The sequence below is a fragment of the Devosia sp. Root436 genome, assembly GCF_001426345.1.
In the GTDB taxonomy this organism is placed as follows: Bacteria; Pseudomonadota; Alphaproteobacteria; order Rhizobiales; family Devosiaceae; genus Devosia.
In genome coordinates, this window is record NZ_LMEM01000011.1 from 1 (window position 1) to 19,582 (window position 19,582).

Here is a 19,582-nt window from a genome sequence, read left to right on the forward strand (position 1 = left end):
ACCTGCATGGCGGATGGCTCCTTTGCTCGGGTTGCCTGATAGCAAACCCATTTTGGCACTCAGATGCCGGGAGCGGGAGCCATCCACCTCATCTGAAATCGCTCACCAGCCGCCGCGCCTCGCGCACGCCCATCTTGCCCCTGGCCGGATCGATCGAGGCGAAGGGGATCAGGATGTCGGAATGTTCGGCGGCCAGCGTGGCGATGTCTTCGTTATTGTAGCGGCGGTGGCCGGTCGCGGCCTCGGCATCCACGGCGAAGATGACCGCGGCAATGCGGCGCTGCCGGTAGTATTCGGCCGTCTCGGGAATGGTCGGCGGGGTCTTGAAGGGCGAGTGGAAATATTGCGCCATCGCGTGCTGCAGGTCATCGTAGCCGTCATCGGCATGCATGCCGCAGGCTTCTTCGGCATGGGTGTGGAAGTCGATGGCCACGATGTCGTCCAGATTCATCGGCGCGCCCATCATTTGAGCTCCGGCCAGCCGGCGATCTTGCGCGACAGCCTGATCAACTGGGCATGCTCCTCGTCATCAAGCATGGACAAGGCCGCGCGATCGGAGCGGTACATCTTGTCGGCAGAGGCATCGATCTGCCTGCGACCGGCCCCGGTGACGCTGAGCACGACGGAGCGGCGATCGTCATGCGGGATATGGCGGGCGATGAGGCCACGCTCTTCGAGGGCGCGGACCAGCTTGGTCATGTTGGACCACTTGATCTTGAGCACGTCGGCCAGCACGCCCTGGCGAATGCCCGGATTTTCCGACAAAGCCAGCAGCACGGTGAATTCGGAGATCCGGATCTCGCTCTCGCCGAAGACGGTGAAGAAACGCTCGAAGGCGGAAAGCTGGGCAATGCGCAGCACGAAGCCGCCCGAGATTTCGAGCTGGCCAAGCGAGACATCGGCCTTGCCGGCCACGCCATCCACTTCCTCGTCGTCGAGCTTACGGACCGCCATCAATTGTTCTCCAGGTTCCAGATCGTCGCGCCACTGTTGGCGCAGGGATCGACTGCTACGACGAGAGCGACGGCAAAAGCCACCCGACCGATCGCCGCGCCGCGGGCATCAAGGTCCGTGCGCCAAAACCGTGGCGCTGGCGGCCCGATGGCCGCGCGAGCCGGATGCTGCGGAAATCCACCCCCGTCGGTCGCGTGCGGTGTCCCCCAACCCCGTCTGTTCGTGCGACCCGACATTGTTCACTTTCAAACTATTCGGAAATAAACGATCTGCCGTCAAGTGTAAAGCGCGGTTTCGGCCGAAATGACACCGCTATCATCAGGCGCAGCGGGCGCTGTGCAGGGCATGGCGTGCGGCCAGGATGCCGATGGCCTCGTCTGCCCCGAGGCGAAAGGCCATCCATGCCGAGACGGCGGTCCAGCCGGCGCGCATGTAGCTGTCGGCCCGGTAGAGCGCGGCGTCGGGATCGGCCTGCATGGCCAGCATCCGGGCGCTCAGGGCTTCGAAGCCGTCGAGCACGATGCCGACGGCTTGCGCCCGGCCGGAGGGCGCCGCGGCGGCAAGTTCGGCGCGCGCCTGTCGCAGGAAAACCGCCAGCCCCCGCCCCTCGTCGCGCCACAGGCGGCGGGTGAGGAAATCGAGCGCCTGCATGCCAGTCGTACCTTCATAAACCGCCATGACGCGGGCATCGCGCAGATATTGCTCGAGCGGATAGTCGCGGACATAGCCGGCGCCGCCCAGCACCTGGATGGCGGCGTGGGCCGTGTCGAAGCCCGTTTCGGCGCCGAAGGTCTTGATCAGCGGCAGCATCCAGGCGGCGAAATCGGCGAGACCGGCATCGGCTTCGAGCCGGGCCAGGTCCATTGCCGTTGCCAGTTCCAGCACGGCGGCGCGCAGGATTTCGGTGGCAGAGCGGATATCGTGCAATTGCCTGATGACATCGGGATGGCTGCCAATAGTAGGTGGCGCCACATCCGGGCGTCCGCCCTGCCGGCGCTGGGTGGCGTAATCCTCGGCGATATCGGCCGCAGCCGAAGCCAGGCCAAGCCCCTGGCAACCGGTATGGAGCCGCATCGGCTCGATCATGGCAAAGAGCTGGGGGAGGCCCCTGCCCTCCTCGCCCAGCAGGATGGCGCGGGCGTCGCGGAAGCGCATGGCGCAGGTGGGCGAGCCGTGGAGGCCCAATTTTTCTTCGATCCGCTCGAGGGTGACGCCATTGGGCGCCCCCCCGATATGGTCGGGCACGAGGAAGAGGCTGAGGCCGCGCGTGCCCGGCCGGTCATTGGTGCGGGCGAGCAGGCAATGGCCGATGCGGCTGGCCAGGTCGTGCGAGCCGTAGGAAATCCAGATCTTCTGGCCGGTGATGGACCAATGGCCATCGCGCCGTTGGGCTTTGGTGCGGATGCGGCCGATATCGGAGCCGGCTTCGGGCTCGGAAATGCAGATGGTGGCGGCCCATTCGCCCGAGACCAGTTGCGGCCCCCACTCCGCCGCGGTGGCCGCATCGGCGGTTTGCGCCAGCAGGTGGATGGCGCCGCGCGTGGCACCCGCCGCCATCATCAGCGCCATGCAACCGCGATCGAATAATGGCGCGCAGGCGGCCTGCAGCGTCAAAGGCACATCCTGCCCGCCGAAGGCGGCGGGGGCGTCGATGCCCAGCCAGCCGGCTTCGGCATATTGGCGGAAGCCCTCGACAAAGCCCGGCGGCAGCACCACCCGGCTATCGGCCACCTGTGCGCCGACCCGGTCGCCGACGGCATTGAGCGGGGCAAGAACGGTTTCGGCAAAGCCCGCCGCCGCGTCGAGCATGGTGGCGACGATGACATTGTCGCAATCGGGCCGCAGCGCCTGCAGCCGCGCCCAGCCCGGCGTCAGCGCCAGCGTGGCAATGGTGCGGTCCGCCTGGTCGGCAAAGCTCATTTGGGCTGCATGCGGATGGCACCATCGAGCCGGATGACTTCGCCGTTGAGATACTGGTTCTCGATGGCGAAGCGGACGGCGTCGGCGAATTCGGCGGGGTCGCCCAGCCGCGACGGATAGGGGATGGCCGCCGCGAGGCTCTGCTGGGCGTCCTCGGGGAGATTGTGCAGCAGGGGCGTGAGGAAGATGCCGGGCGCGATAGTGTTCACGCGGATGCCGAAGCGGGCGAATTCGCGCGCCGCGGGCAGGGCCATGGAGACGATGCCACCCTTGGAGGCGGCATAGGCGGCCTGGCCGATCTGGCCCTCGAAGGCGGCGACCGAGGCGGTGTTGACGATAACGCCCCGGGCCTTGTCGTCACGCTCGGGGAGCGTGGCCATGCGCTCGGCGGCGAGGCGCAGCATGTTGAACGTGCCGACGAGGTTCACGCGGATGACCGTTTCGAAGTCGGCTAAAGGCATGGTGCCCGCCTTGCCGAGGATGCGGGAGGCCACACCGATGCCGGCGCAGTTGACGAGGATGCGCAGGCCATCGGCGGCCTTGTTGGCGGTGTCGAGCGCGGCAGCAGCATCGGCTTCACTGGTGACGTCGCCGGCCAGGGCCACGCCGCCGATCTCGGTGGCGATGGCGTGGGCCGCGTCGCGGTTGCGGTCGAATACATGGACCACCGCACCGCGCCGTGCCAGCAGCCGCGCCGTGGCCGCGCCGAGACCGGAGCCGCCGCCGGTCACCAATGCGCTGGAACCCTCGATCTTCATGCGGCAGCCTCCCTGCTGATCTGGATCACATCGGCAGCGCCGGCATAGAGCGCAGCGACCAGGTCGGCGCGTTGCGCCAGCACGGCGCGCTGGTTGATCGAGCCCTTGTCGGTAACCTCGCCGCGCTCGAAGCGCAGCGGTTCGCTCATCAGCAATATGCGGCGGATGCGCGTGGCCGAGCCGGTCGCTTCGCGCTGATGGGCGGCCAGCCGTTCCGCCAGGGCCGCGCGGACCTTGGGATGGGCGAGAACCGCGGCATCATCAAGGTCCGGCTCGCCCGCCAGTTCGCGCAAAACGGGCATGAAGGGCACGACCAGCGCGCCCAGTTCGGGCCGGTTTTCGCCAGTGATGACGGCATCGCGGATGAGGCCGCCGAACTGGTTGACCAGTTGTGCGCGCAACACGCCGACGGCGACCCAGGTGCCGGTATCGAGCTTGAAATTCTCGGCGGTGCGGCCATCGAAATAGAAACCGGCACGCGGATCGCCCGGGGTGGCGAACTTCACTGCGTCGCCGATGCGGTAGAACCCTTCATCATCGAAGGCTTCGGCCGTCAGTTTCGGGTTTTTCCAGTAGCCCGGGGTGACATTGGGACCCTTCAGGCGCAGCTCGTATTTATCGCCCACGGGCACGAGCTTCACGGAGACGCCCTGGGAAGGGATGCCGACATTGCCCGGGCCCGATTGCGGCTCGGTGCAATAGAGGGCGAAGGGGCCGGTTTCGGTGGAACCCAGGCCGGTGGTCATGGGCACGCGTTCGCCCAGGGTCTGTTCGGAGAGCTCCACCAAAGCGTCCCAGCTATGCTGGGCCAGGCCCGCGCCGGCATACATCAGCATATTGAGGCGGGAGAAGAAATTGTGGCGCAGCTCGGCGTCGTCGCGCATGGCGCCAACAAGCATTTCGAAGCCGGCGGGGACGTTGAAATACCAGGTGGGGGCCACTTCGCGCAGGTTGGCGATGGTCTGGCCGATCAGCGACGGCGATGGCTTGCCGCGGTCGATATAATAGCTGCCGCCATTGTAGATGGTGAGGTTAAACACCTTGTTGCCGCTGGCGGTGTGGTTCCACGGCGCCCAATCGACCAGGACGGGCGGCTCGTCGCGCATGAAGGCGTAGCAATCGGCGATCATTTCCTGGTTGGAACAGAGCATGCGCTGCGTCTGGATCACCGCCTTGGGCGCGCCAGTCGTGCCCGAGGTGAAGAGGAATTTGGCGACCGTATCCGGGCCGGTCGTGGCGAAAGCGGCATCGACGGCGGGAGCCGGTTCGGTCGCGGCAATGGATTGGAACGTGTAGGTGTTGGCGCGGCCCACGGGCAGATTGCGCTGGGCGGAAAGCGCCATGTCGGGGCCGAAGACGGCATCGACGGCGGGGGCAAAATTGGCGCCGTCATCGACAAAGACCATGCCAGGCGCGATCTGGCCAGCAATCTCGCGCAGCTTGGCATAGCCAGACGAGGCGCTGGCATAGGCCGGGGCGATGGCAGCCGAGGGTATGCCGGCATGCTGGGCGCCCAGCGCCATCAGTGCATGTTCGATGGAGTTTTCCGAGAGGATGACCAGCGGGTGCTCAGCGGAGAGGCCGGCAGCGAGGAGGAACGTGCCGATGCGGCGCACCTTGTCGAGCGCCTGGGCATAGGTGACGGTGTACCAGGGGCCGGTGCCCTGGCGGTCGGCCATCCAGACGCGGTCGGGGGCGGCAGTGGCCCAGTGGATCAGCCGCTCGTTGAGTCGCGCCGGATACGGGCCAAGCTTGTCCTCGCGCCAGATGATATATTCGCCATTCGCCCGTTCCTCCCAGGCGATACGTGGCGACCACAGCTTGACGCTGCGCGCAGCCTTTGCGGCCATGACCTTCCCCTCCGGTCAGTCGGTTGCAAATTTGTTTACAAGGAAACTATCTACCTGTAAACGATCAAACATTGCTTTCCGGGGGACATGGCAATGACCGCAGAAACCAGCGCTTTCGTGACCTATGAGCTCAGGGGCAAGGTGGCCCATATCGGGCTCAACCGGCCCGAAAAACGCAATGCCATGAACGACCGCTTCGTCGAGATGCTGGCCGATTCCATTGCCCGCGCCGAGCACGAGGCCAAGGCTGTGGTGCTGTTCGGGCATGGCGAGCATTTCTGCGCCGGGCTCGACCTGGCCGAGCATGTGGAAAAGACACCGTTCGAAGGCGTGCGCGGCTCGCGCCGCTGGCACGCGGTGACCGCGGGCATGCAGCATGGCACCATTCCCTGGGTTTCGGCTTTGCATGGCGGGGTGATCGGCGGCGGCATGGAACTGGCGGCGGCCACCCATATCCGCGTGGCGGATCGCTCGGCGTTTTTCGCGCTGCCCGAAGGCCAGCGCGGCATTTTCGTCGGCGGGGGCGGCTCGGTGCGCATCGCACGGCTGCTTGGCGTGGCGCGGATGAGCGACATGATGCTGACCGGGCGGGTGATCGCGCCCGACGAGGCCGAGCGCTGGAACCTGGTGCAATATGTGGTGGAGACCGGCACGGCGCGCGACCATGCGCACAAGCTGGCCGAGACCATGGCCACCAATGCCGAGATTTCCAATTACGCCATCATCAACGCGCTGCCGCGCATCCAGGACATGGCCAAGGAAGACGGGCTGTTCGTGGAATCGTTCATCGCCTCGTTCACGGCCACGAGCCCCGAGGCCGAGGAGCGGCTGCGGGCGTTCCTGGAGAAGCGCGTCGCGCGGATCAAGGCGCCGGACGCGGAATAGCCGGCACTGACGCGGTAGCTTTCGCGTGGCACTATCGCTCCAAACCACCGTGTCATCCCGGCCTTGAGCCGGGATCCATCCTGAGATGGCTGATCGAGCCACCTTGCGGCTGCGGGGCGATCTCGGGACGGGCCCCGGCTCAAGGCCGGGGTGACACCGTGGGTGGGGCGACCGCTCGACAAGCGAAAGGCCGGGCATTGCTTCCCGGCCTTTGACTGTTACCGCTTCTTGCTGCGCCAGCTGTCGGCGTAGTTTTCGCGAGCCTCGGCAGCATACGGCGTCGGGGAGACGCGGACGCGGATTTCGGCCTGCTTGTGGCGCTCGGTCGAGGTCTTCCTGGTGCCGCCATCGGGCTCGCCCCAGACCAGGGTGAGCACGTCGCCCACCTGGACATCGGCATTGACCACGCCGAGCGAGAGCATGCAGCGCTCGTTGTAGGAATAGCCGTTGAACATGGACATGCCGACTTGTCTGCCGTCGCGCAGCACCATGTCGGCACTGGTCGAGGCATAGTTGGGCTGTGGGAAGTCGATCCACTTGTAGTGGTCTTCGCCAGGGCGGAAGGCCGAGGCGATGACATCGACGACATCCTCGGCATTCCACTCGAAGGTCACCTTCTTGCGATGGGTCTGGCCCTTCATTTTTTCGAGGGCGGCCTTGCCGACGAAATCGTCCTTTTTCCAGCCGATATAGAAGTCGTAGCCCAGCTCGAACGGATTGACGTAGTAATCCTCGATATTGTCCGAGACGAAGGAGCCGCCGATGGCCCCGATGGATTCGTAGCTGTCGGCCGCCAGCCAGTCGCGGTAGTCGGCCAGCATGCCGTCGCCGGTATAGATGCCCGGCAGTGGCGAAGGAATCCAGCCCGATTCCAGCGTATTGGTGGAATAGGCGCGGCTGCCGCAGCGGACGAGGTCCACCTTGGCCTCGCGGGCGGCTTCGAGGATGCAATTGAGGATGTAGCTCTTGTCCTCGTATGGCCCCCAGATCTCCAGGCCCGGCGCGCCGGACATGCCGTGCCGCAGGGCGCGCACTTTCTTGGACCCGACATTGATGAAATCGGTGTGGAAGAACTTGATGTCGGGGACCGGGCCACCGTGCATCTTCTCGAACACCTTCGTCGCCTCGGGACCCTGGATCTGGTAGCGATAATGGGTGCGCAGCACCCGTTCGCCCTCGGGCCGCGAGGTGGAGCGCGGGTCGTGCTTGACGCGGATGTTCCACTTGCCATTGGCGGCGCAGAACATCAGCCAGTTGCTGGTCGGCGCGCGGCCAACCAGCACGAACTTGTCCTGGCGCTCACGGAAAATGATGTGGTCGCCAATGACATGGCCGTTGGGCGTGACCGGCACGAAGTGCTTGGCGCGGTTCAGGTCAAAATTGGCGAAGGAATTGATGCCGTGATGGGAGAGGAATTTCTCCGCATCGGGGCCTTCGACCGTCAGCTCATCCATGTGGTGGGACTGGTCGAACAGCACGGCGGAATGGCGCCAGGCGGCCTGCTCGGTGCGCCAGTTGGTGAATTCAGGCGTCACCACCGGGTATACATACATCCCGATCTGGGAATTGCGCAGCCGGCCCACAATGTCCGGATTTTCTCTCATGATGCCGCCAAGACTGGATTGCGCCATCGCAATGTCCTCCCATGTTCTTGCTATTAATGTATACATATGTGCCGAAGGGGCGCGGGAATGCAAGCCGTTTTCACGGCGCAGGGGTGGGAAGATGGGGGATTGTGGGGGCACTATGCCGCCACATACACCGCCCCCCTCAGGCTCTGCCAGATAGTGGGGCACTGCCCTTCTCCCTTGAGGGAGAAGGTGCCCGAAGGGCGGATGAGGGGTCCTGCGCTATCCACAATTGTCGAAGCAAGGGATGGCGCAGAACCCCTCACCCGGAAATCCGCTGGACGCGGATTTCCACCCATCTCCCTCAAGGGGCGAGGGGTGAGCAAGAACCGATAGCGCGGCGAAGTGAAAGCGACTAATGCCGGATCAGCGCTAACCCGGGAATCTTCTGCAGCAGGTCCAGGTCCTGGCTGAAGATGTATTCGAGATTACCCCGCGCGGTGCGGGCGTGTTCGCGGGCGATGAATTCGGCGCGGGCGCCTTCGCGGGCGGCGATGGCGTTGAGCATGGCGTGATGCTGCTCCTGCGCAGTGCGCAGCGAGCGGCGGAAGGCGGCGATTTCCATCTTGTTGGGCAGGAAAGCCGAGGGCGAGGCAAAGGGGAGCGCCGTGGCGCGCTCGACTTCGCGTCGCACGATCTCGCTGCCGGACAGACCGGCCAGTTCGAAATGGAAGGCGGCGTTGAGATCGGAATAGGCGTCGAAATCGACGTCTTCCTCATTGGGGCCGAAACAGGCGTCGAGCCTGGTAACGATGGCCTGGATACTGGCCAGCGCCTCGGGCGCCACGCCGCGCTCGGCCGCCAGCCGCGCCGCCGTCCCCTCCAGCACGCCGCGCAATTCGATGGAATCGACCACGTCGGCATAGCCGAAGCGGCGCACCACGAAGCCGCCGCTGGGCAAGCGATCGAGCAATCCCTCCTCGGCTAGGCGCGACAGCGCTTCGCGCACCGGGGTTCGCGAGATTTGCAGGGCCTCGGCCAGCGGCACCTCGAACAGGCGCATGCCGCCGGGCAGCTCGCCATTGATGATCTTTTCGCGCAGCTCGATGACGGCGCGGCGGCCGTGGGTGGCGACTTCACTGCTCTTCATGGGACGATTCCTGTTCCGCCGCATCCTATAGCAGCGCGTCGGGACGACGCGAAGAGGTCAGCCGCCCTGCCCGGTCCGCCGGGCCAGCACGTGCTGCACCGTTTCGGCCAGTGGGGCATCGGGCGCAGGCCCCGCCATGCCCATGGCATCCTGCACGGCGGCAATCTCGCGGGCCAGGCCGCCATGCAGGCCGAGCGCATCGAGCGTGGCGCCGCTTTCGCGCATTTCGGCGGCGCGGCGGTGGCCGTGGCGGGTGGTGCGCTCGAACTGGTAACTGGCAAAGCGCGACCAGTCGAGGCCGGGGAAAGACCCCGAAAGCGAGGCATAAATCTCGTCGAAACAGCCGGACGCCCTGGCAGCCAGCAGGGCTTCCACCGTGATGGCCTCGAGCCCCTTCACAAAGAGCGAGCGCACCATCTTGATGGCGGTGGCCGCGCCGGGTTCGGCGCCGGCAAGGCTGGCGGAAAAACCCAGATCAAGCAATTCTTGCAGCAGGTTTGCCGCCTGTTTTCCTGCCAATAGCACGGGCGTTGCATGCTTTTTCGGGTGAACCGGGGCCATGACGGCCATATCGAGATAAAGCGCACCGGTCGCTTCGACGGCGGCTGCGGTTTCGCGCTTGCGATCCGGCGACACCGAATTGATGTCGATCAGCACCTGGCCCTGCCGCAAATGGGGCAATAAGGGCTCGACCGCCAGCAGGCTCTGGTCGGCGGTGACGGCGCTGAACACCCAGTCGGCTTCGGCGAGGCCCGATATGGCGACGGGGCTGGCGCCGCGCAGCTTCATGGCTTGGCGCATGGCGCCATCATCACGGTCGAGCAGGATATCGTGGGCCAGCACCGCACGGGCCAGCCCATCGTGAAAGGCGCGCGCCGCCTCGCCATAACCCAGGAACCCGATTTTCATGCGCATCTGCCTCCTAGTGCTGGAACACCACGGTCTTGTGCTTGTTGACCAGCACGCGATCTTCCAGGTGCCAGGTGACGGCGCGGGCGAGAACGCGACGCTCGATGTCGCGGCCCTTGCGCACGAGGTCCTCGGGCGTATCGGCGTGGCTGACCGGCTCCACATCCTGGCAGATGATCGGGCCTTCATCGAGATCGGCGGTGACATAGTGGGCCGTGGCGCCGATCATCTTCACTCCGCGCTCATGGGCCTGGTGATAGGGCTTGGCGCCCTTGAAGCCGGGCAGGAAGGAATGGTGGATATTGATGCAGCGGCCTTCGAGATAGGCCGAGAAATCGTCGGAGAGTATCTGCATGTAGCGCGCCAGCACCACCAGCTCGGCGCCGGTCTCTTCGATGATGGTCTTCACCCAGGCTTCCTGCTGTGCCTTGGTGTCCTTGCTGACCGGGCGATAGTGGTAGGGTATGCCCTCCATCAGCGTCAGGTTGAGCGCTTCGCGCGGATGGTTGCTGACGATGCCCACCGCCTCGATATTCAGCTCGCCGATCCGCATGCGATAGAGCAGGTCGCCCAGGCAGTGGTCGAATTTGGAGACGAGGAACAGCACCTTGCGCTTCTGCCCGGCCGGGCGCAGCGAGAAATCGAGCTTGAGGCTGGTCACCTCCTCGGCGATGCCGGCGCGGAAATCGGCTTCCGGGGCCGCCATGGAAAAGCCGACGCGCATGAAGAACATGCCGGTGGCCGGATCGTCGAATTGATGGGCCTCGTAGATATCGCCGCCATGGCGGGCGATGCGGGCGGCCACGGCCGCCACGATGCCGCTGCGATTGTTGCATCGCAGGGTGAGAATATAGCCGGTCACTCTGGGTCTCGCCTCATGGGAAGATATGTCCGTCGAACAGTTTTCGCGCGGTCCGCAGCACGGCGGCATTGGTCACCGCGCCATCGCTGACAGCGACGATGACGCTCATTTCGCCGGTGGGATGTTCCACCGAGATCAGCTTTTCTTCACCATCGGGCACGCTGGCCAGTTCGGCCGCGGGGCCCGAGGACAGAAGGCACGCCGTGGCGACGCTGACCGCGCCGAGCACGCCGATGGCGTCGTGGCAGCGATGGGGGATGAAGGTGCGGGTGGCGATGGCGCCGCCTGCTGACGGGGCGGAGACCATGGTCATCTTGGGCACCGAGCTTTTGCTCACATCGCCCAGATTCATCAGCGGCCCGGCCTTGAGGCGGATGGCTTCGAGTTTTGCCCGCAGGGCGGCGTTGGCCTCCAGCGCCTCGGGCGTTTCCGTCCCCGATATGCCGAGATCGGCGGCCCGCATGACCACGCAGGGCATGCCATTGTCGATCAATGTGCAGGCGACGTCCTCGATCACATCCACCGCGTTGCCCGTAGGCAGCAGCGCGCCACAGCTCGAACCGGCGGTATCGGCGAAGGTGATGGGTATGGGCGCGGATGTGCCGGGCACGCCATCGATGCGCGCTTGGCCATCATAGCTGACGCGGCCGCCCGGCGTTTCGACGCGGGCTTCGGCCACCTGGCCGGTATTTTCCATGAAGATGCGGACCACGGTCTGGCCATCCTGCGCTGCCACCAGCCCGCGCTCGATGGCGAAGGGCCCGACCCCGGCAAGGATATTGCCGCAGTTCTGCGCGTCGGTGACCGTGGGCTGGTCGATGAAGACCTGCAGGAACAGGTAGTCGACGTCGATCCCTTCGCGGGTCGAGCGCTTCACCACCGCGACCTTGGAGGTCAGCGGATTGGCGCCACCCATGCCATCGATCTGGCGCGGATCCGGCGAGCCCATGACCTTGAGCAGGAAGGCGTCGCGGTCGGCCGGGTCGGCAGGCAGATCCGAGGCGAGGAAATAGCCGCCCTTGGAGGTGCCGCCGCGCATCCACATGCAGGGGATGCCTGCGCTGGTGGACATCAGGTTATCCTCGACAATGGAGCGCCCCCGGACCCTAACCCTCGCTCCTTGAGGGAGAGGGTGATTTTTGCGGCGCTCAGCCGGAAAAACCGGGTGAGGGGTGCTGCGTCATCCCATGCCTTGATGCGTATGGATAGCGCGGCACCCCTCATCCGCCCTTCGGGCACCTTCTCCCTCAAGGGGAGAAGGGGAAAGCGCCCCGACCGCCTAGACATATTTCAGTCCCTTCTCGGCCAGCTTCTCGCGCATCTTGTAGATGTCGAGGCCGAGTTCCCCGGCGGCGAGGCGTTGGCGCTTGCCTTCCTCGGCGGCTACGCGGGCCTCGGCCTTGTCAGCCACATCAGCGGCCTCGTCGCGGCGCACCACGCAGACGCCGTCGTCATCGGCGACGATGACGTCGCCGGGATTGACCAGGGCGCCGGCGCAGACGATGGGGACGTTGATCGAGCCCAGGGTTTCCTTGACGGTGCCCTGGGCGAAGATGGCTTTCGACCAGACCGGGAATTGCATGGCGGTGAGATCGGCCACGTCGCGCACGCCGGCTTCGATGATGAGGCCCTTGCAACCGCGCGCCCTTGCCGAAGTGGCGAGCAGGTCGCCGAAATAGCCATCTTCGCTGGGGCTGGTCGGGGCCAGCACCATGATGTCGCCAGCGTGAAGCTGTTCGATGGCGACATGGACCATCCAGTTGTCGCCTGGCGGCGCGGAAATGGTCACCGCCGAAGCGGCGAGCCGGGCGCCGGAATAGATGGGGCGCATATAGGCGGCCAGCAGGCCCTTGCGACCCTGCGCCTCGTGCACGGTAGCGACGCCGCAGGCCGCCAGCCGGTCGATGACGGATTGTTCGGCCCGCGCGATATTCTGCACCACGACGCTCATCAGAGTTCATCCACGGTGCGCGGATAGATCGACTGGAAGCCCTCGGCATATCTGGCGGGGCGCCCGCCGGACTGCCCCCCCGAATTGCGGGTGAAGTGGTTGGCCCGGTTCTCGGCGACATTCTTGTAATAGTGCCAGAGGTGTTCCTGGCCAGCCATGGCCTGGATGGCGGCCCATTTCTTGTCCCAGACATCCGATATGTCGAGGAACACGTCGGGCGTCCAGTTCATCTGCTCGGTCTGGTGCGGCTCGAACAGGTAGACCTGCGGCGCGCCGAGGATTTTCTGGCCCGGATTGTGGCCCCAGGCCTGGGCAATGGCGCGGCATTCCAGGGTCCACTGCGACACATACATGTGGTCGGTGTTATAGGGATCGTATTTGGAATGGGTCATCATAAAGCTGGGCTGGACTGCACGCATCACGTCCACCAGCCGGTCCTTGGCCTCGCGGGTCATTTCCAGCGGATAATCGCCGAGATCGAAGAACTGGATGTCGTGCACATCAAGCGCCTTGGCGGCATTCTCCGCCTCGACACGCCGGCCCGCCTTGACCTTGTCGAGCGTCATGCCCTCCTGCTTCCATAGCTTGGCGCTTTCGCCGCGCTCGCCATAGGAGAGGCACACCACGGTCACTTCGTAACCCCTGGCGGCATGGGCAGCGATGGCGCCGCCACAGCGCCAGACAAAGTCGGCGGAATGGGCGCTGACGATAAGGGCTGTTTTGGCCATGTCTTCTAGTCCTTCTTGCCCACCGGGGGCGTGCCATGGGTATGGAATGTCTCGATCGTCTTGAGGCCCCAGGCCTGGCCACGCTTCCGCTCGGTCTCGGTCCAGGTCACCGTCGGCCAATCCGGCCGCAGGATCAACCGTGCCCCGGCATTGGCCAGTTCGACGCGATTGCCCGCCGGCTCCCAGACATAAAGGAAGAAGGTGCCCTGGATGGCGTGCTTGTGCGGGCCGGTTTCGATATGGACGCCATTTTCGAGGAAGATATCGGCGGCGCGCAAGATGTCCTCGCGCTGGTCCACGGCATAGGTGACGTGGTGGAAGCGGCCGGTCTCGCCGGTATGATCTTCCGAATAGGCGACGTCATAGCTCTTGTTGTTGACGGTGAACCAGCAGCCGCCCAGCCGTCCATTGTCGAGCAGGATTTCTTCGGTCACCCGGCTGCCCAGGGCCTGGGTCATGAAGGCCTTGATGGCGCGCACATCCTTGGCCAGCAGGTTGAAGTGGTCGAGCCGGCGGGGTGAGCAGCCGCGGCCATGATAGCGCTGGGCGATATTCTTGAGCGCCGGACGCTCCTCGGGCGGAGCTTCATAGACGCGCGTGTCGTAGTAGAGCTCGAAAATGTGGCCATCGGGGTCGGTGAAGCGGAAGGCGCGGCCGTGGCCCTCGTCGCCATCGACCCAGCCGATGGCGCAGCCCATGGCCTCGATCACCTTCACCCGCCGCTCCAGCGCCTCGGGCGATGACGTGCGGTAGCCGACATGGCCGATGCCGGTGGTGTGGTGGCGGGTCAGCTTGAGCGTGTGAAACTCGTAATCGTCGAAGGCGCGCAGCCAGGCGACGCCATCTTCGAGCAGGCTGGCAGTGAGCCCATAGACGCGGGTGAAGAAATCGAGGCTCTCCTCGAACCGGTCGGTATAGAGCTCGATGTGACCGAGATGGGCGACGTCGAAACACGGCTCGGCCATGCGGTTTTCCTCCCTGCTGCTTCCCGCGCGACCAATGCAGCGGCCCGCCGTTTCGGCGTGTTCCGCTGGTCCGTAGCGCTGGTCGCTGCGCAGTATGTGTATGCACTATGCTGCATTGATAGCGGCGATGCAACGGCCCTCCACACGGGAATTTGCCGCTTACGGGCGGTTTCACGACTCTTCTTGATTCGACTCGCAATCACTATGTATACATAATGTAGCTGAGGAGGATCGGTATGGACCTGCTGAATTTCGACATGCGTCCCAGTGCACGGCCCGCGCCAGCGCGACCGGCCGACATGACCGGGGGCTGGTCCATCGAGGTCATGCCCCGCACCGCCGCCAAGATCGAGGACTTCCGGGCGCTGCTGCCAGCGGGCACGCGCGTCTATATCGCCCACATTGCCGGCACCGATATCGAGGACATGGTGGCGACGGCGCGGCGGCTGCATGAGGACGGTTTTCCGGTGATGCCGCATTTCCCGGCGCGCGGTATTGCCGACAAGGCCATGCTGGACGAATGGATCAAGCGCTATCGCGACGAGGCGGGCGTTACCCAGGCGCTGCTGCTGGGCGGCGGCTATGCGACGCCGGTTGGCACCTTCGAGAGTTCGATCCAGATGATCGAGACGGGGCTGTTCGACCATCACGGCTTTACCCATCTGCATGTGGCGGGCCACCCTGAGGGCAACAGGGATATCGACCACGGCGGCAGCACCGCCAATGTCGACAGCGCCCTTCTCTACAAGCAGGATTTCGCCTCGCGTACCGATGCCGAAATGGCCATCGTCACCCAATTCGCTTTCGATACCCAATCGGTGACGGCATGGGCCGAGCGCATCGCCGATATGGGCGTGACCCTGCCCATTCATGCCGGCATTGCCGGGCCGGCCAAGCTGCAGACGCTGATCCAGTTCGCGCTCAGCTGTGGCGTCGGGCCGTCGATCGGCGTGCTGCACAAGCGGGCACGCGACCTGACCAAGCTGCTGATGCCCTATGAGCCGACCGAAGTGGTGGCCGGCTTTGCCGACTACAAGGCACGCCATCCCCATAGCCTCATCAGCCAATTGCATGTGTTCCCGCTGGGCGGCATCAAGACCGCTGCGGAATGGATGAAAAACCACGCGCCCGCCGAGGCGGAGCTGATCGCGACCTGATCTCGCGTATACATTCCCAACGAATAGGGCGCTGCGCGGCATCGAGACTTGCCGAGCAGGGCCTTGGCTGTGTACACGAAGACACGATCGCGCCGCTTTCCAGGAGACTTTTCGATGACCATTGCCCGCCCGCCTTTCCGCGCCGACCACGTCGGCTCCCTGCTGCGCAATGCAGCGGTGAAAGAGGCGCGTCACCGCTTCCATGACGAGAAGGCCATTTCCCGCGAGGACCTGGCCGAAGTCGAGGATGCGGCGATCCGCGAGGCGATCAAGCTGCAGCAGGATGTCGGCCTGCCCGTGGTGACCGACGGCGAAATCCGCCGCTCGTTCTGGCACTACGATTTCATGGCCGAGCTCGATGGCTTCAAGTTCGTCGAGCGCGACGTGGCCACCGGCCATAACTTCAAGGGCGCCAATACGCGGCCGATCTTCCCCACCATTACCGGCCCCGTCGATTTCCCGGCCGACCACCCGATGCTGGAGCATTTCAAGTTCGTGGCGGCCAATACCAGCGTCATGCCCAAGATCTCGATCCCCGGCCCGAGCTGCTGCCATTTCCGCGTGGCCAAGGACGATATCACCCACAAGCCCTATCACGACGATGTGGAACTGCTGTTCGCGGACCTGGCCAAGGCCTACAAGAAGGCGGTCAAGGGCTTCTACGATGCCGGCTGCCGGTATCTGCAGATGGACGACATCTTCTTCGCCTATCTGTGCGACCCCAAGATCCGCGCCGAGAAGCAGGCGCAGGGCCTCGATCCCGATTGGCTGATCGAGCAATATGCCAAGATGATGCATGACGCGATCGATGGGCGGCCGGACGACATGGTCATCGGCATGCATATGTGCCGGGGCAATTTCAAATCGACCTGGATCGCCGAAGGCGCCTATGACCCGGCGGCCGATGCCGTGTTCAACAAGACCGGCGTCGATATCTATTTCATGGAATACGACACCGAACGCGCCGGCGGGCTCGATCCGCTGCGGCTTTTGCCCAAGGGCAACAAGCGCGTCATGCCCGGCTTCATCACCACCAAGACGGGCGAGCCGGAAAGCCTCGACAGCCTGCGCCGCAAGTTCGATGAAGCCGGCAAGTTCGCCGATATCGAGCAGATGGGCATCGCCCCGCAATGCGGGTTCTCGTCCACCGAGGAAGGCAATGCCATCACGGTGGACGACCAGAAGCGCAAGCTGGAGCTGGTGGTGAAGACGGCCGAGGCGATCTGGGGTTCGGTTTAGACCCGTTTATCAGTGCCGCAGGGCGTGGGCTCCCTCTCCCCTGAGGGGAGAGGGTGGGGTGAGGGGTTCAGAGCCGCTTCAGGCACCATGCTCTGCACCAGCGCTGAACCCCTCACCCGGCCCTTCGGGCCGACCTCTCCCCTCAGGGGAGAGGTGACGTCAGATCCGCTCAATATGCGATGGCCGCCGTAAGGGACGTGAGCGAAGAAGCCTATAAACCAGCGCTCGCTAGGCCCCCAGCTTCAGCCCCAGATAGCGCTCCAGCGTCGCGTCGTCCCGCAGCAAATCCGCCGATTTCGCACGGTGGGCGATCATGCCGCGTTCGATGATGATGGCCTCCTGCGTCAGGCTTAGGGCCACCTCGGCATGCTGCTCCACCAGCACCAGGGCTATGCCCTCGTCGGCAGCCATCTGGCGGACGGCCGACGTCAGTTCCTCGACGATGATGGGGGCCAGCCCCTCGAAGGGCTCGTCGAGCAGCAGCACGGATGGATTGGTCATCAGCGTACGGGCAATGGCCAGCATCTGCTGTTCGCCGCCGGAAAGCTGATTGCCCATATTGGCGCGGCGCTCGGCCAGGCGCGGGAACAGCGCGTAGATAGCGGTGAGATTCCAGCGGCCGGGGCGGGCGATGACGGTGAGATTTTCCTCCACCGACAAAGAGGGGAAGATATCGCGCTCCTGCGCCACCCAGCCGAGGCCAAGGCGGGCCCGCTTATGCGGGGCCAGCCGGGAAATGTCCTGCCCGCGCCAGTAGATTGCGCCGCGCGCCAGCGTGACGAAGCCCATCGCCGTCAGCAGCAAGGTCGTCTTGCCGACGCCGTTGCGGCCGAGCAAGGCGAGACTTCCGTTGGCGGGCAGCGTCAACGACACGCCATCGAGCACCACGGCTTCGCCATAGCCGGAGCGGACGTCGCGGAATTCCAGCAGCGGCTCAGCCATGTCCATGCCCCAGATAGACTTCGCGCACGCGCGGATCGCTGCGCACGGTTTCGGGATCGGCCTCCAGCAACACGCCGCCGCCCACCAATACGATGATGCGGGTGGCGAATTTGAAGACGATGTCCATGTCGTGTTCGATGAACAGCACCGAGATGTCGGACGGCAAGCCCGCGATGACGGCGAACAGGGCGGCACTTTCATCCTTGGGCACGCCGGCCGCCGGCTCGTCGAGCAGCAGCACGTGCGGCCGCGTGGCCAGAGCCAGCGCGATTTCCAGCAGCCGCTGCTGGCCATAGGGCAAGGTGCGGGTGGTGCGGGTGGCGACATCGGCAAGGCCGAGCTGGTCCAGGATGGTGAAGCTCTCCTCGATGGCATCGCCATGGGCGGCAAGCCGCTTCCAGAACTGACCGGCCGTCCGCTCGCGCTCCATCACCGCCAGGGTGACGGCCTCGATGGGGGTGAGGTCGGGGAACAGCGTATTGATCTGGAAAGTGCGGCTGAGGCCTTTTCGCACGCGATGGGCGGGGGCAAGACCGGTAATATCGCCGCCCTCGAGCTCGATGCGCCCGGCATCGGGCTTGAGCTGCCCGGTCAGCAGGTTGATCAGCGTGGTCTTGCCGGCGCCATTGGGGCCGATCAGCGCGTGGCGGGCGCCGCGCGGCAGGCTGATGGCCACGTCGCGCGTCACTTCGAGCTTGCCGAAATTCTTCTTGAGCGCTTCAGCGCGCAGTACGATTTCCTCACCAGCCATCACTTGCTCCTGTCCACGATACGGGCCAGGAAGCCCAGAATGCCCTTGGGCATGAACAGCACGACGACCATCAGCAGCAGTCCGATGCCGAAATACCAGTATTGCGGATTGATGCCGGCAAGCTGGTCGCGGGCGACAAGGAAGATGATGGTGCCCAGGATCGCGCCATAGAGCCTTCCGGTGCCGCCCAGGATGAGCATGACCACCACATCGGCCGAGCGCTCGAAGCTGAGGGAATCTAGCGCCACCGTATTGGTGGTCTGCGCCATCAACCCGCCGGCAAGGCCCGCAATGGCGGCCGAGATGGCATAGACCAGCCGCAGGTGTCCCTTGTGGTCGGCGCCGATGGCCGGCATGCGCTTGACGTTTTCGCGGATGCCGCGCAGGGCCAGGCCGAAGCTGGAATTGACCAGCCGGCGGCTCAGGAGGAAGCACAGGAACAGCACGGCCAGCGTATAGGCATAGCCGGTATAGCCCCAGAGATCGAACTTGAACTGGCCCAGGATGGGCCAAGTGCGAATGCCGCGCAACCCGTCGGTGCCCCCGGTCAGGTCGTGCAGGGCATTGGCCAGTTCATAGGTCAGCAGGCCAAGGCCGAGCGTCACCATGATCAGGGCCAGATGCTGGACGCGGGTGATGAGGAAGCTCACCACATAACCGATGATGCCGGCAAACAGGCCCGCCATGAGCAGGCCCGAGATAGGCTCGCCCCAGCCGCGCACGCTGATGATGCCGGCGAAATAGGCGCCCAGCCCGAAGAACATGGCATGGCCCAGCGTCACGATGCCGGCATAGCCCAGGATCAGGTCGACCGAGATGGCGAACAATGCGGCAATGGCGATCTGGCTGGCCAGCGGCAGATAGGTCGGCAACAGGATGAAGGGCAGCAGGGCCGCCAGCCAGAACATGATTTCAAAGGGTGACCAGCGGCTGCGGCGGCGCAGCCAGTCACGCGATTCGATGGGGGCGGCGATGGGCGTGGTCATGTCAGCC

18 protein-coding genes and 1 pseudogene are annotated in these 19,582 nt (G+C 64.9%); 3 read left to right on the top strand and 16 right to left on the bottom strand.

The window, feature by feature from the left end:
• Window positions 1-94: 94 nt before the first annotated feature.
• The 5 genes and pseudogenes from ASD04_RS11095 to ASD04_RS11115 all read right to left on the bottom strand — a co-directional run.
• A pseudogene (locus ASD04_RS11095) lies at window positions 95-451 on the bottom strand (4-hydroxyphenyl-beta-ketoacyl-CoA hydrolase); the annotation flags it as partial.
• A gap of 11 nt (window positions 452-462) precedes the next feature.
• Window positions 463-954, bottom strand: a complete 492-nt coding sequence (locus ASD04_RS11100) for a MarR family transcriptional regulator (RefSeq protein ID WP_056256612.1) — start codon at window positions 952-954, stop codon at window positions 463-465.
• A 318-nt stretch (window positions 955-1,272) separates the two neighbouring features.
• Window positions 1,273-2,874 carry an acyl-CoA dehydrogenase family protein gene (locus ASD04_RS11105; RefSeq protein WP_082531156.1) on the bottom strand — a complete coding sequence of 534 codons (1,602 nt, stop codon included), beginning with the start codon at window positions 2,872-2,874 and terminating at the stop codon, window positions 1,273-1,275.
• Entirely contained in the window at window positions 2,871-3,632 is a 762-nt protein-coding gene (locus ASD04_RS11110; protein ID WP_056256615.1) for an SDR family NAD(P)-dependent oxidoreductase, read from the bottom strand. Before ASD04_RS11110 ends, ASD04_RS11105 begins: the two co-directional genes overlap by 4 nt.
• Window positions 3,629-5,482, bottom strand: a complete 1,854-nt coding sequence (locus ASD04_RS11115; protein ID WP_056256618.1) for a feruloyl-CoA synthase — start codon at window positions 5,480-5,482, stop codon at window positions 3,629-3,631. Before ASD04_RS11115 ends, ASD04_RS11110 begins: the two co-directional genes overlap by 4 nt.
• A 93-nt stretch (window positions 5,483-5,575) precedes the next feature.
• Here ASD04_RS11115 and ASD04_RS11120 point away from each other — a divergent pair, with 93 nt between their 5' ends.
• Window positions 5,576-6,367, top strand: a complete 792-nt coding sequence (locus tag ASD04_RS11120; protein WP_056256620.1) for a crotonase/enoyl-CoA hydratase family protein — start codon at window positions 5,576-5,578, stop codon at window positions 6,365-6,367.
• A 218-nt stretch (window positions 6,368-6,585) separates the two neighbouring features.
• On the opposite strand, the gene ASD04_RS11125 is transcribed toward ASD04_RS11120, so the two are convergent.
• The 8 genes from ASD04_RS11125 to ASD04_RS11160 form a co-directional block, all read right to left on the bottom strand.
• The gene (locus ASD04_RS11125; protein WP_056256623.1) at window positions 6,586-7,998 is read right to left on the bottom strand and encodes an aminomethyltransferase family protein; all 1,413 of its coding nucleotides are present in this window, start codon (window positions 7,996-7,998) and stop codon (window positions 6,586-6,588) included.
• Window positions 7,999-8,350: 352 nt separating this feature from the next.
• On the bottom strand, window positions 8,351-9,085 hold the full coding sequence (locus ASD04_RS11130; RefSeq protein WP_056256626.1) for a GntR family transcriptional regulator: 735 nt from the start codon (window positions 9,083-9,085) through the stop codon (window positions 8,351-8,353).
• A 57-nt stretch (window positions 9,086-9,142) separates the two neighbouring features.
• Entirely contained in the window at window positions 9,143-9,994 is an 852-nt protein-coding gene (locus ASD04_RS11135) for an NAD(P)-dependent oxidoreductase (RefSeq protein WP_056256628.1), read from the bottom strand.
• A 13-nt stretch (window positions 9,995-10,007) separates the two neighbouring features.
• Window positions 10,008-10,856 carry a formyltetrahydrofolate deformylase gene (gene purU / locus ASD04_RS11140; RefSeq protein ID WP_056256631.1) on the bottom strand — a complete coding sequence of 283 codons (849 nt, stop codon included), beginning with the start codon at window positions 10,854-10,856 and terminating at the stop codon, window positions 10,008-10,010.
• Between the two features lie 13 nt (window positions 10,857-10,869).
• Window positions 10,870-11,928 (bottom strand): 4-oxalomesaconate tautomerase, encoded by a 1,059-nt coding sequence (locus ASD04_RS11145; protein WP_056256633.1) that lies wholly within the window; start codon window positions 11,926-11,928, stop codon window positions 10,870-10,872.
• Window positions 11,929-12,135: 207 nt separating this feature from the next.
• Window positions 12,136-12,807 (bottom strand): 4-carboxy-4-hydroxy-2-oxoadipate aldolase/oxaloacetate decarboxylase, encoded by a 672-nt coding sequence (locus tag ASD04_RS11150; RefSeq protein ID WP_056256636.1) that lies wholly within the window; start codon window positions 12,805-12,807, stop codon window positions 12,136-12,138.
• Window positions 12,807-13,535, bottom strand: coding sequence for a PIG-L deacetylase family protein (locus ASD04_RS11155; protein ID WP_056256640.1), 729 nt, complete (start codon window positions 13,533-13,535; stop codon window positions 12,807-12,809). Before ASD04_RS11155 ends, ASD04_RS11150 begins: the two co-directional genes overlap by 1 nt.
• A gap of 5 nt (window positions 13,536-13,540) precedes the next feature.
• A complete protein-coding gene (locus ASD04_RS11160; RefSeq protein WP_056256644.1) occupies window positions 13,541-14,500 on the bottom strand; it encodes a VOC family protein in 960 nt (319 codons plus the stop codon).
• Between the two features lie 236 nt (window positions 14,501-14,736).
• On the opposite strand from ASD04_RS11160, the gene ASD04_RS11165 reads away from it, so the two are divergent.
• Together ASD04_RS11165 and ASD04_RS11170 are read left to right on the top strand one after the other, a co-directional pair.
• Complete coding sequence (locus tag ASD04_RS11165; RefSeq protein ID WP_056256646.1) at window positions 14,737-15,657, top strand: hypothetical protein; 921 nt, start codon at window positions 14,737-14,739, stop codon at window positions 15,655-15,657.
• A 114-nt stretch (window positions 15,658-15,771) separates the two neighbouring features.
• On the top strand, window positions 15,772-16,896 hold the full coding sequence (locus ASD04_RS11170; RefSeq protein WP_056256648.1) for a 5-methyltetrahydropteroyltriglutamate--homocysteine S-methyltransferase: 1,125 nt from the start codon (window positions 15,772-15,774) through the stop codon (window positions 16,894-16,896).
• Window positions 16,897-17,124: 228 nt separating this feature from the next.
• Here the strand turns inward: ASD04_RS11170 and ASD04_RS11175 are convergent, their stop codons facing one another.
• From ASD04_RS11175 to ASD04_RS11185, 3 genes are read right to left on the bottom strand one after another with little or no spacing between them, the layout of a single operon-like run.
• Window positions 17,125-17,838 (bottom strand): ABC transporter ATP-binding protein, encoded by a 714-nt coding sequence (locus ASD04_RS11175; protein ID WP_056256650.1) that lies wholly within the window; start codon window positions 17,836-17,838, stop codon window positions 17,125-17,127.
• Entirely contained in the window at window positions 17,831-18,589 is a 759-nt protein-coding gene (locus ASD04_RS11180; protein WP_056256652.1) for an ABC transporter ATP-binding protein, read from the bottom strand. Before ASD04_RS11180 ends, ASD04_RS11175 begins: the two co-directional genes overlap by 8 nt.
• On the bottom strand, window positions 18,589-19,575 hold the full coding sequence (locus ASD04_RS11185) for a branched-chain amino acid ABC transporter permease (RefSeq protein WP_056256654.1): 987 nt from the start codon (window positions 19,573-19,575) through the stop codon (window positions 18,589-18,591). Before ASD04_RS11185 ends, ASD04_RS11180 begins: the two co-directional genes overlap by 1 nt.
• Window positions 19,576-19,582 lie beyond the last annotated feature (7 nt).